Below are 12,580 nucleotides of genomic sequence, written 5' to 3'. Positions count from 1 at the left end.
CTCATGGCAGGAACAATTTCATCGCGGCAACTGGATTGGAGGGAAAATAAAAATGCACGAAGCTGGCGGTGAGCCGTTGCTGGCGATACACCGCTTCCTGGCAGGGTCCCTGGTTCGGGTTGACGGCTTGCGCCAGCGGCGGCGCATCGATCCAGGCGCGCGCATAGTGGAAGGTATGCCCGCGCAGCGCGCCCTCCGGCAATTCCACACTTTGCAGACCCAGGGCGGCCAGCCGCGATTGCAACACCGCCCGCCCGGCCAGCAGGCCAGCCATCGGCGCTTCGTGGCCGTCCCGGTCCGCCAATGACTCGAGCGCGAACAGTAATCCGCCACATTCGGCCAGCATCGGCTTGCCCGCGTCGCGATGCGCGAGCAATGCCGAGTGCAAGGCTTTTTGCTTCGTCAGCGTGTCCAGGTGCAGCTCGGGATAGCCGCCCGGCAACCACACGGCATCGCAATCGGGCAGTGCATCGCCCTGCAGCGGCGAGAAGAAACGCAGTTGCGCGCCGGCTTCGCTGAGCAGATCGAGATTGGCCTGATAAATGAAGCAGAAGGCCGCATCGCGCGCTACGGCAATCCGCTGACCGTGCAGCAGGGCCGGCAACGGCTCCAAGGCGGGTGCCTCGAAGGCCAACGGCGGCGGCAACTCGGTGCTAGCGTGCTGAGCCCACGCTTCTGCCAGCACGTCGAGACAGCGATCGAGGTCCGGCAACTCCGTTGCGGCGACCAGGCCCAGGTGTCGTTCCGGCAGTGCGAGCGCCTCATCGCGTGGCAGCGCGCCCAGCCAATGCAGCGACGGCGGCAAGCTCTGTTGCAACAATTGCGCGTGATAGTCGCTACCGATGCGGTTGGCGGCCACGCCGTACACGTTCAAGCCTTCTCGATAGGCAGCCAGCCCGCAGGCAAGCGCGCCAAAGGTCTGCGCCATCGCGGAGCCGTCGATCACCGCCAGCACCGGCAGGCCGAAGCGCTGGGCAAGATCCGCACTCGACGGATCGCCATCGAACAGCCCCATCACACCTTCGACCAGGATCAGGTCGGCCGCGCCCGCCGCATCGAACAATCGCGTGCGCACGTCGGCTTCGCCGCACATCCACAGGTCGAGCTGGTAAGCCGGCGTACCGGCCGCGCGCTCGAGCACCATCGGGTCGAGAAAATCCGGTCCGGTCTTGAACACCCGCACGCGGCGCCCCTGGCGCGCATGCCAACGTGCCAGCGCTGCAGTGATCGAGGTCTTGCCCTGTCCTGATGCGGGCGCGGAAACCAGCAAGGCGGGACAGTGTCGCGCCGTCACAGCTCCACACCTTTCTGCGCCTTGATGCCTGCATCAAAGGCGTGCTTGACCACACGCATCTCCGTCACCGTGTCGGCCACCGCAACCAGGCCATCCGGCGCGCCGCGCCCGGTGATCACCACGTGCTGGCGCGGCGGCCGCGCCGCCAGTGCGGCCAATACCTGATCGAGCTGTATGTACTGCTTCACCAGCGCGATGTTGAGTTCGTCCAGCAGCACGAAGTCGTACGCGGGATCGGCGAGCATGTTTGCGGCGACTGTCCAGGCCGCCTGGGCGGCCGCGATATCGCGCGCCTTGTCTTGCGTTTCCCAGGTAAAGCCTTCGCCCATGACGTGATAGTCCAGCTGGTCACCGGCGAACCGACGGAAAAAGGCTTCTTCCCCGGTCGAGAACGTGCCCTTGATGAATTGCACCACGCCACAGTGGAAGCCATGTCCGAGCGAGCGCGCCAACATGCCGAAGCCGGAAGAGCTCTTGCCCTTGCCATTGCCGGTATTCACCACCAGCACGCCGCGGTCGATGGTGGCCCTGGCGATCTTGCGGTCGACCAGTTCCTTCTTGCGCTGCATGCGTTCGCGATGGCGCTCTTCCGCGGTCATCGCCTCGCGAGATGTCTCGTGTTCGTTCACGCGCCGGCTCCCTGCGTGATGGCCACGCGATCAGCCAAGCGTTGCAACCCGGCCTGCAGCAGCAATGCCACGATCACATAGGCGAGCGTGGTACGCACGAACAGCGGCCCCCATTGCCACAGTCGCGCAACATATTCGGCCAGGTGCGGATGCGCGTAACGCCCGCCCAGCCAATAGAAGAAACCATTGGAAATGGCAAAGGACAGCGCAGCGCAGGCGAACGCCACGGCCAACGCACCTAAAAGGGATCGCCACTGACCGGTCAGCTGGTTCGCGTACAGGCGGCCGCCATACCAAAGTGCGGCATAAGCCAACGGCAGGAAAGCGTAGGCTGCGGTGATACAAAAATCGCTGACGCCGGCATAACGGATCGACACATAGTCGAGCAGCACCGCCAGCAGGGTGAAAAACACGAAAGCGAGGTGCCGGCGCAAATACAGGCCGCCCAGGAAGAACACCGCCATCGATGCATCCGGCAAGTGCAACGCGTCGCCGAAATGCTTGAAGCGCGTGGCCGCCATCAACAACGTCAACGACGCAAACAGACCGATGGCGATCGATCGGGGCAGGGGCTTCATGATGGTCATTCTCCTTCACGCGACGGCACGCAGGCCGATGGAGACGGTGAAGAGGTGAACCGGCTGGCAAGGCAGCGGCCCGCGACATGGCCCTCCGCCGTCCGGTTATCGCCTGGGCCGGTCTCCGGGCTCGCGAGCGAAGGCGCCTGCGCCTTCCGGTTCCGCCTTCCCATGCCTGGGCACAGTGGCAGCGTGGAGACCGTCTTGCTCGCCTACCGTTGCGGGGGCAGCTCCGGAATGGCCGTTGGCGTCACCGGATTCCCGTTTCAACCGCCAGCACTTGGCCGGCGGTCACCTCAGGCCCGGGCATCTTAGTGCCTGCTCCTGGAGACGCCTAGCCTATGGCCTGTTAGCGCTATTTTCGTGGCCCGCGCCGGGAGCTGTTTGCTCGCCAGCCAAGTCCGCGCCGTGCGCTACCCCCTAACGACCACTCAACGACAACGCAGGGCGACGAAAATAGTGCTGCCCAGCCCTGGGGGCCAAGACACCCTCTACACGTTTCCTATACGCCGAGCCTACGCATGCTCATCGCCGGGCGGCACGGCGCGTAAACTTGCGACGCACCATCCTCCAGCCGTGGGTAGCCCGCAGCCCACCGTAAATGTGCGCATAAACGCATGTTCGATATGGATATTCCCATTTGGACTTTTAGACGCCCAAACATCGGTTGCCGCCGGGTTTGAATGTCACTAATCTGAAATTGCTGCACAGCAGCATTTGACACGCTAGGGGAAGTCCGCAATGAAAACAGGCAAGCATCGCCTCCATAAAAACACCATCGCACCACTCGCCGCCTCCGTTCTGCTCGCCCTGGCCTCCAGCGCCGCCGCGCAAGACGCCAGCCCCACCCCTCCCCCGCCGAACAACGCCAAGAACCTGCAGGCCGTGATCGTCACCGGCACGCGCGCGCAGAATCGCACCGACAGCACCTCACTCTCGCCGATCGACGTGATCCCGGCGAGCGCGCTGCAAAGCACCGGCTCCAACGAACTGGCTACGGCGCTCGGGCGCCTGATTCCGTCGCTGAATTTCCCGCGCCCGGCCGCCACCGATACCACCGACTCGCAGCGGCCCGCCCAGTTGCGCGGTCTTTCGCCGGATGAAGTGCTGGTGCTGGTGGACGGCAAGCGCTGGCACACCAGCGCGATGATCAATACCGACGGCACCATCGGGCGCGGCTCGGCACCGGTGGATCTCAACACCATTCCGCTCTCGGCCATCGACCACATCGAAGTGCTGCGCGACGGTGCGTCCGCGCAATACGGCTCCGATGCGATTGCCGGCGTGATCAACATCATTCTCAAGCACGGTGCACAAGGCGGCTCAGTGGAAATCGACGGCGGCCAATACCAGCGCGGCGGCGGACGCCAATGGCTGGGTTCGGCCAACTTCGGCATTCCCCTTGGCGGCGACAAGGGCTGGCTGCGCATCAGCGTGGACGATGGCCACCAGGATCCGACCAATCACGGCGGCGTGGATGTGCGTTATCCGCAGCTGGGAGAAAAGCAGGTGTTCGGCGATCCGTCGATCAGCCAGCACAACGTGTTCTTGAACACGCAATACGACATCGCCAAGAACGTGCAGTTCTACGCCTTCGGCAGCTACCACGAGCGCGACGCAATTTCCGACGAGCTGTATCGCAATCCCTACGGATATCCCAAATCGGTCGCGAGCCTGCTCGATGCGATCTACCCGGGCGGCTATCAACCCCTGTTGCAATCGCACAGCACCGACCAGTCCCTGGTGGCGGGCGTACGCGGCACCACCGAGGGCGGCTGGCGCTGGGACGCCAGCGCAAACTATGGTGGCAATCGCGTGTCGCTAGACACCATCCACAGTGCCAACTACGCCTTCCTGCACGACTTCGGCTACACGCCGGGCAGTTTCTTCGACGGCATCGTTTCGTCGGCGCAACAAGCGGCCGACGTGGACATCGCCAAGGACTTCTCCCCCGGCTGGCTGCCCAACCCGGTGACGCTCGCCTTCGGCGCCGAGTACCTGCGCGAAACCTACAGCATCCGTGCCGGCGATCCGAGTTCGTATTACGTGGGCACCTCGGGGGTTAGTGGCGGCGCACAGGGCTTCAGTGGCTACAGCCCGGTCAACACGGGCTCATGGAGCCGCAGCGACGTCGCGCAATACGTGAGCCTGGAGACCAACCTCACCGACAAGCTCGGCACCTCGATCGCCGTGCGCCACGAGGATTACAACGACTTCGGCAATACCGTCTCCGGTGCGCTGGCGGCCCGTTACGACTTCACCGACCGTTTCGCCCTGCGCGCCAGCGCATCGACCGGTTTCCGCGCACCGTCGCTGGCGCAGGAAGACTACTCGCAGATCGGCTCGCTATATCTCACCCCCAGCAATGCCGCCCCCGGCGTCGCCCCCGGCATCTATCAGACCGGCCTGCTGCCGGTGAACAATCCGGTGGCGCAATTGCTGGGCGCGCAGGCGTTGCGACCGGAGAAGTCGCGCAACTACACCGTCGGCGCGGTATTCAACCCGATCGATCCGCTGACGCTGACCTTCGACGTCTATCAGATCCAGATCAACAACCGCATCGTGCTTTCCAGCACCTTGAGCGGACTGAACGATCCGGTGGTGGTGGATTACCTGGCCGCGCACGGCATCGCCAACGTGGCCTTCAGCTCGGCGCAATATTTTACCAATGCGGTAAATACCAAGACCCAGGGCGGCGACCTGGTCGCCAGCTACCGTTCCGACTTCGGCAACCACGGCGTGCTCGACAGCACGCTGAGCTACAACTACAACCGCTCCCAGGTAACCAGCGTGGCACCCAATCCGCCGCAGTTGCAGGCGCTGGGGCTGGAGCTGGAGCGCGTAAGCTATCGCGACATCCGCGGCCTGCTTGCCAACTCCACGCCGCGCAGCAAGCTGATCTTCAACGAGAATTACGCGGTGGGCCACTGGTCGTTCAACGGCAACCTGACGCGCTACGGGAGTTTCACCGCCTACAGCAACTCGTCCTATCTGCTCAACCAGATATTCAGTCCGCAATGGGTGCTGGACCTGGCCGGCAGCTACAACCTCGACAACTGGACCTTCACGCTGGGTGTGGACAATGCCAGCAACAGCTATCCGGACAAGGTGATCGCGGTAAACAGCACCAACGGCACCATCCCGTATTCGGAATTTTCACCCAACGGCTTCAATGGGCGTTACTATTACACCAAAGTGATCTATCACTGGTGATTCGACCCACTGCCAAACTCCTGCGATGCACCGCATCGAACATCCCGGCTCCGGCCGGGATTTTTTTTGCCGCAGGCCTCAAGGCACGCCCGTACGTCACGGGCGTGCCTCTCGCCTACAGTTGCTCGAGGACCACGCCGCCGGTGGCTTGGCTGCTGCTTTGCGTAGCCTGCACCTTCAGCCACTCCCGCACGGCGCGCTGGATGGTCACCGCCGCATGGCGCGCCGCCGTGGCGCGCATGAAGTTCTCCATGAGCAGCTTGTGGGGAGCGCTCTCGTCTTCATCCCCACGCATCAGGCGAACCTGTGCGTATTCCGGGTGCCACTGCACGCCGATGCAGAAATGCTTCCCTTGGTCTTCGTAACCCTCGGCAACATTTCCTGACAACGCACTCACCCGCGTCGCGGTCTCGTCTCGATCGAAGACAGATTTCGCCCAATGGGAAGAATTCACTGAAATGTTCAACACCGATTCCTGCGGACCGCGTTCTTTGGTCGCCAGATAGCCCCGGTAATCGCTATCGAACAGTTGTCGCAGGTGAGTATTCGATTCGATGCTGACGTCGTGTGCGGAGACCAGCAGCGCCTCCGCATTGAATGGCTTGTTGTGTGTCCTCATGTCGCCACTACTCGGCCCAAACCCGACGATCTGGGCACCAAGCACCGCAGCAAGCCGCCACGAGCCCCCACAAATGGCAAACACGGGAATGTTCTGGTCACGGCAATAGCGGATCGCGTCCTCTTCCTGGGCATGCCTGGCCGTTTCCCATGGCTTATTCACTTTTTCTTTGTTGCGGCCTCCCTCCTGTGACGGATGCGCCGTTGGCCCGCCCGGAACGAAAAGGCCATCAATCAACGCCGCATCAATGGCCTCGCAATAGATCGGGCTGGCTGTAACGCCCTGCCAATTATTGGGCAGAGCCCCGTCGCTCGTGTGGGAAGCGTCATACAAATGTCGGGAAATGAGCGTAACGGCATGGATGGCGCATTGCTGCGAACCAACGGTGACGAACCTTGGTCCACGGTCGTTCGACGCCCGATAGCTTCCTTCACCCGTCCACAGTTCGCCGCGTTCCAACAGGCACAAATCATTGTCATGCCCCTTACCCCGCCCATCCGATCGATACGGCACTGCAATTCGAATCAGCACGTCGCACCTCCCCTGGCTCGAGTTCCTAGCGGAACCACGTCGATGGTGTGCCAGGCCTATCCTGGCCCACAGCCGCAAAACGTTAGCACCTGCGCAGGCACGCGGTACAGCGGAGAGTCCGCCTTGAATCGTTCCGGGCTTTTTGGAAACGAGGGGTACCACCCGACCGCGACTACCGCGCGCTTCAAGCACTCGATCACGCATTGCATCGTGATGACGGCGTGAAGCCTCGCCGTACTTGTCGACAACAAGCAACAACGCCGGACACAGGTCCACTTCGTGTCTAGCTCCTGCCCCGCCAATGGCAATGGACTGCAACAGCAACGCGCTGAGCTATGCATGGGCCGGCGTGGGCCGGCGAATGCGCGGGGAGAGCTGTATGAGCGAGATCGACGATATCAAGCGTCGGAAGTTTTTGAAGGTTACCGCGGGCGCCGCAGGCGGACTGACGGCCATGTCGATGCTTCCACCTGCGATACGCAAGGCGCTGGCGACGCCGGCAGCCACGGTGAGCGGCACCATCGGCGACGTGAATCACGTGGTGATCTTCATGCAGGAGAACCGTTCGTTCGACCATTACTTCGGCAGCCGGCCGGGTGTTCGCGGCTTCAACGATCCGGTGCCGGCGCCGCTACCCAGCGCCACGCTGACCGGCAACAACGTATGGTACCAGCCGACCAAGAACAGCTACATCCTGCCCTTTCACCTGGACACCAGCACGACCAGCGCCACCTGTATCAGCGCATCCTCGATGGGTTTCACCACCGACACCGCGATCAACAACGGCGGCAAGTTCAATGCCTGGAATACCGCACGCACGGCCGGACTGGGCATGGGCTTCTACAACCGCAGCGACCTGCCGTTCTACTACGCGCTGGCCGACAACTTCACGGTCTGCGATCAGTATTTCTGCTCCACCCTCACCGACACCAATCCGAACCGCCTGTTCCTGTTCACCGGCAGCAACGGTCTTTCGGTCGGTACGTCTCCGGTGCTGGATGACACCGAGTCCAGCTCGGGCTGGGCCTGGACCACTTATGCCGAACGCCTGCAGTCGGCCGGCATCAGCTGGAAGGTGTATCAGCAGACCGACAATTTCGACGACAACGCCCTGGCCTGGTTCGCCAATTTCAAGAACGCCGCGTCCGGTTCCGCACTCTACGATCAGGGCATGGCCACCGTCGCCAATATCGTGACGGCCTTCCAGAACGACGTGACCAACGACACTCTGCCGCAGGTGTCGTGGGTCGTCGCGCCGGCGGCCTTGTCCGAGCATCCGAACTATCAGCCGCCGGATGGCGAAAACCTCACGGCGCAACTGGTTGCCGCCCTGGCCTCCAATCCCAGCGTGTACGCCAGCACCGTGTTCATCCTCAACTACGACGAGAACGGCGGCTTCTTCGATCACGTCCCGCCACCTTGCCCGCCATCGGCCATCATGGGCGGCAAATCCACCGTCAGCACCTCCGGCGAACTGACCACGGTCAACGAATCGGGCAGCACCATCAGTTCCTCGCCGATCGGGTTGGGCTATCGCGTGCCGATGATCATCATCTCGCCGTGGACCTACGGCGGGCGAGTGTGCTCACAAGTGTTTGATCACAGCTCGGTGCTGCAATTCCTGGAGACCTGGACCGGCGTTACCGAACCCAACATCAGCGCCTGGCGGCGTGCGGTTTGCGGCGATCTCACCTCCGCGTTCGATTTCAGCGGCAGCAACGCCCACTGGCCCAGCCTGCCCTCGACCGCCAACTATGTTTCGCAATCGAGCACCGAGTGCTCGACGCTCCCTGCGCCCGCAGTGCCAAGCAAGCAGGCGATGCCTGCCGCCGAAGCCGGCACTTATCCGGCCTGCGCACTGCCTTACGTGATCGACGCGCAGGGCAGCATCAACACCTCGGCCGACCAGTTCGACATCGACTTCATCAACACCGGTACGGCAGGCGTGGTGTTCCAGGTGTATGCGCTCAATCGCAGTTCCAGCACCGGCCCGTGGACCTATACCGTCGGCGCCAACGCTTCTGTCTCCGACTTCTGGAACGGCAGCATATTCAGCGGCGGCACCTACGTGCTGGAAGTGCACGGACCCAACGGTTTTGTCCGCCATTACCAGGGCAGTGCCAAGTCGGCCTCGGTGATGCCGGAAACCGCGATCGCCTATAACCCCAGCGCGGGAACGGTCACCCTGACCATGAGCAATGCCGGCGCCAACGCCTGCTCAATGACGGTGACCAATGGCTACGACGCCTCCGACATGCGCACCTATACCGTGCCTGCCGGCGGCGAGGTCAGCGATACGTGGAATCTGGGCAGCAGCAGCAACTGGTACGACCTGCAAGCCACGGTTGCGGGCTTGAGCAACTGGGGACGCCGCCTGTGCGGCCACCTGGAAAACGGTTTGCCCAGCAGCACCGAACCACCGCATACCCAGCCATCACTCTGAAATGCTGCAAAAAAAAGGGGCGCGGTTTGCGCCGCGCCCCTTTGGTGCGACGCTTCAATCCGTTGCGTCGCGCAAGTCCAGACCAGGCCGCTCCCGCGTCGATGATGACGAGCGATTCCCATGCTACTCAGGCTGGTTTTTCCAACACATCAGATATCGCCGCACCCAATACCCTCCGATGGTCCGGTTCCGACACCATGCTCAGGTGGTCCCCAGGAATGGGAATGACGTGCATGGAAGCGGCAGGCAACGCGCCATGCCAACTCTCGACGGGACGTTGCTGCGCAATCGCCTCCTTGTCAGGCGCGTGCGTATCGGCATCTCCCAACGTCAACTCTTCCGGTAGTGGGTCCGACGCACAGAACAAATGCACCGTCAGCGACGAATCTGATGCCTGGTACGAGAATGCGGCCTGCAGGAAGTAGCAGACCTGTTTCCAGCCTCGCACGTCGTGGTTGGCCTGCAACAGCTTCAGCTCGAGCGCTTCCTTGATCAGGTCGTCCAAGCTCAAATCCGTTTCAAGTCGACGCAAGCGTTCGACGGCTTCCGCGTGGTCCCCGTACCGCGACCCGACAAAATCCACGATCATTTTCTTGGGATGACGTATTTTCTGATCCGCATACAAATACGTGTCGATCAAACCAAGGAATGAGACGGGTTGTTTGGCTCTCAACAAATCCGACGCGATGGCATGGGCCAATAGACCTCCTGCAGAGTAGCCAATCAAGCGGTACGGCCCTTGCGGCTGGACGGCTTGCATCATGGCGATCAACCGTGGTGCCATGGCCTCGAGTGTCGGCAGCACCCCTTCCTCCATCGACGGCCACGGCAACCCGTAGATCGGGTGCTCTTTAGAGATATCTTTGGCGAGCGAGAAAATATACGAACGATCGCCGGTACCCGTGGGCAAAAAGAAGATCGGTGTCTGGGTACCGGTCGTACGGACGGGAATCGCACGATCGCCATCCAGCCATTGGGACGGATTTTCAATCTGCGCGGCGAGCCGATGCAGCACCGGGTTCTGGAACAGATCATTGAAGGTAAGCCGCAAGCTGAGCTCTCTGGCACGATGAATCAGCTGCACGGCAAGCAGCGAATGCCCGCCGAGCTCGAAGAAGTTGTCGTACCGGCCAATTCGCTCCACGCCAAGCAACTCTTCCCACAGAATCGCGATGGTCTGCTCGGCGTCACCCTGCGGGGGTTCGTAAACACGCCTCACGTAGGCCTCGCCGTCCGGTATGGGCAACATTTGGCGATCCAGCTTGCCATTTGGCGTCAGCGGCAACGCGGTCAACTGTACAAAGGCCGACGGCAGCATGTAGTCGGGGAGAAATTCACCGGCGTGTGCACGCAACGATGCAACCAGATCACCGGCTTCGATCGTGGTGCCTGCCATAGTGGTGACATAGGCAACCAGGCGCTTATCGCCAAGTGCATCCTCGCGCAACGTGACCACTGCGTCGCACACCAGCGGATGCTCAGCGAGGCACGCTTCGATTTCACCCAATTCGATCCGGAAGCCGCGGATCTTGATCTGGTGATCGTTACGTCCCAGAAATTCCAGGTTGCCATCGGACAGATACCGCGCCAGATCGCCGGTACGGTACATGCGTGCATCGGGGTGCGGGCTGAATGGATCGTCGAGAAAGCGCTCGGCCGTGAGATCCGGGCGGTTCAAATAGCCGCTCGCCACACCGGCGCCGCCAATGTAGATTTCTCCCGGCGCGCCCAGCGGCACCGGCTGGCCATGGGCATCCAACAGATAAATACGCGTATTGCCGATCGGGCGACCGATAGGAATGCTGGTATGGCCGTCCAACTCCCTCGGTATCGCGTAGCAGGCTGCGAAGGTGGTCGTTTCCGTCGGGCCGTACCCGTTCAGTAAATATCGCGGCGGGAACTGCGTTTGCACCTGGCGGATAATCTTGGGATCCAGCGCATCGCCACCGACAATCAGATAGCGCAGGCCTGGGATGACGTCCTTGAGCGCATCGACACATTGGTTGAACAGTCCCACGGTCAGCCACAGCACACTGATCCGCTGCTTCAGCAAGGCTCGCGCAAAGCGTGCCGGCTCCAGCACGGTAGCGTGATCGAAGATCACCAGGGTACCGCCATGCAACAGCGGCGCCCACAATTCCAGCGTGCTCGCATCAAAGGCAGGGTTGGCGGCAAACGCAACCCGATCCTCGGCGTTGAAATCCGCGTAACCGTTGTTGATGACCAGACGTGCGATCGATCTATGCAGTACCGCCACCCCCTTGGGGATGCCGGTAGAGCCGGAGGTGTACATGACGTAAGCCGTTGCGGCACCCGCCATCGCCTGTAATGGATCGAAATCTTTGCCGGGACGCCATGCCCACGCGGCATCGTCGCGCAAATCCACGCGACGCATCTCGGGCATGACGCCACGAAGTGCGTCCATACCGTTGCCTTCGGCCAGGATCAACTGCGGCGCACTGTCTTTGAGCAAATGAACCAGGCGATCCTTCGGATAGGTTGGATCGAGTGGCACATAGACTCCTCCTGCTTTCAGGATGGCCAGGATCCCTATCACCATCGACATGCTGCGTCCGGCGCAAATCGCTACGCGGCCGTCCGCTTCGACACCCAGGCTGCGCAGGTAATGGGCGAGGCGGTTCGCCTGTGCGTTCAATTGCGCATAGCTCAGCGACTGATCTTCGAACACCACGGCCGTTGCATCGGGCGTACGCAACACCTGCTGCTCGAACAGCTGATGGATGCACTGATCCTTCGGATACGGTGCGTCCGTCTGGTTCCAGGTGTGCAGCAGCAGCTCGCGCTCCTCGGTGCCGAGCAGGTCGATCCGCGACACCGGCACGTGCGCATCGGCCACCATCGCCTGCAACACGCTAAGCAGGTAGCCGCGATAGCGCTCGATGGTCGCCGCATCGAACAACGCCGTTGCATAGAACAGCGCACCGTGAATAGTGCCACCCTCTTCGTTCAGATGTAATTCCAGATCGAATTTGATCGTGTCCCCTGCCAGCGCGATGGGAACAAGTTGAAGACCAGGAAGTTCCAATTCGCCGGCCTCATTGTTCTGCCAGGCAAACATCACCTGGAACAACGGCGTGTGATCCAGGCAACGCGGCGGCTGGGCGATCTCCACCACCTGCTCGAACGGCAGGTCCTGGTGATCCTGCGCCGACAGCGCCGTTTGCCGCACGCGGGCCAACAGCTCGGCCACGCTCGGTGCCTGCGACAGATCCATGCGCAACGCCAGCGTGTTCACGAAGAACCCGATCAACG

The 12,580-nt window shown here is 62.0% G+C and carries 7 protein-coding genes and 1 riboswitch; of the genes, 2 read left to right on the top strand and 5 right to left on the bottom strand.

Annotated features, from left to right (window positions below):
* Position 1 precedes the first annotated feature (1 nt).
* Genes ISS99_RS10800 through ISS99_RS10790 form a run of 3 tightly spaced genes read right to left on the bottom strand, consistent with a single transcriptional unit; the run spans position 2 to position 2,501 of the window.
* Positions 2–1,294, bottom strand: a complete 1,293-nt coding sequence (locus ISS99_RS10800; RefSeq protein WP_284343709.1) for a cobyrinic acid a,c-diamide synthase CobB — start codon at positions 1,292–1,294, stop codon at positions 2–4.
* Positions 1,291–1,893: a cob(I)yrinic acid a,c-diamide adenosyltransferase gene (gene cobO / locus ISS99_RS10795; protein ID WP_204632631.1), complete on the bottom strand. Its 603-nt coding sequence runs from the start codon at positions 1,891–1,893 to the stop codon at positions 1,291–1,293. The genes ISS99_RS10800 and cobO overlap by 4 nt, the downstream gene beginning before the upstream one ends.
* A 26-nt stretch (positions 1,894–1,919) precedes the next feature.
* Positions 1,920–2,501, bottom strand: a complete 582-nt coding sequence (locus ISS99_RS10790; protein ID WP_204631645.1) for a hypothetical protein — start codon at positions 2,499–2,501, stop codon at positions 1,920–1,922.
* A gap of 99 nt (positions 2,502–2,600) precedes the next feature.
* Positions 2,601–2,815: riboswitch (cobalamin riboswitch) on the bottom strand.
* 427 nt (positions 2,816–3,242) lie between these two features.
* Here ISS99_RS10790 and ISS99_RS10785 point away from each other — a divergent pair.
* The gene (locus ISS99_RS10785) at positions 3,243–5,714 is read left to right on the top strand and encodes a TonB-dependent receptor plug domain-containing protein (protein WP_204631644.1); all 2,472 of its coding nucleotides are present in this window, start codon (positions 3,243–3,245) and stop codon (positions 5,712–5,714) included.
* A gap of 115 nt (positions 5,715–5,829) precedes the next feature.
* Here ISS99_RS10785 and ISS99_RS10780 read toward each other — a convergent pair whose 3' ends face one another.
* Positions 5,830–6,864, bottom strand: a complete 1,035-nt coding sequence (locus ISS99_RS10780; RefSeq protein ID WP_204631643.1) for a gamma-glutamyl-gamma-aminobutyrate hydrolase family protein — start codon at positions 6,862–6,864, stop codon at positions 5,830–5,832.
* Positions 6,865–7,243: 379 nt separating this feature from the next.
* Here ISS99_RS10780 and ISS99_RS10775 point away from each other — a divergent pair, with 379 nt between their 5' ends.
* Positions 7,244–9,307 carry a phosphocholine-specific phospholipase C gene (locus ISS99_RS10775; protein WP_204631642.1) on the top strand — a complete coding sequence of 688 codons (2,064 nt, stop codon included), beginning with the start codon at positions 7,244–7,246 and terminating at the stop codon, positions 9,305–9,307.
* Between the two features lie 127 nt (positions 9,308–9,434).
* Here ISS99_RS10775 and ISS99_RS10770 read toward each other — a convergent pair.
* On the bottom strand, positions 9,435–12,580 hold a 3,146-nt coding region (locus ISS99_RS10770; protein WP_204631641.1), incomplete at its 5' end, for a non-ribosomal peptide synthetase.

It is taken from the genome of Dyella mobilis (assembly GCF_016904945.1).
Lineage (GTDB): Bacteria > Pseudomonadota > Gammaproteobacteria > Xanthomonadales > Rhodanobacteraceae > Dyella_B > Dyella_B mobilis.
The sequence above is the reverse complement of the archived record's forward strand: the minus strand, read 5'-3'. Positions and strand labels throughout refer to the sequence as shown.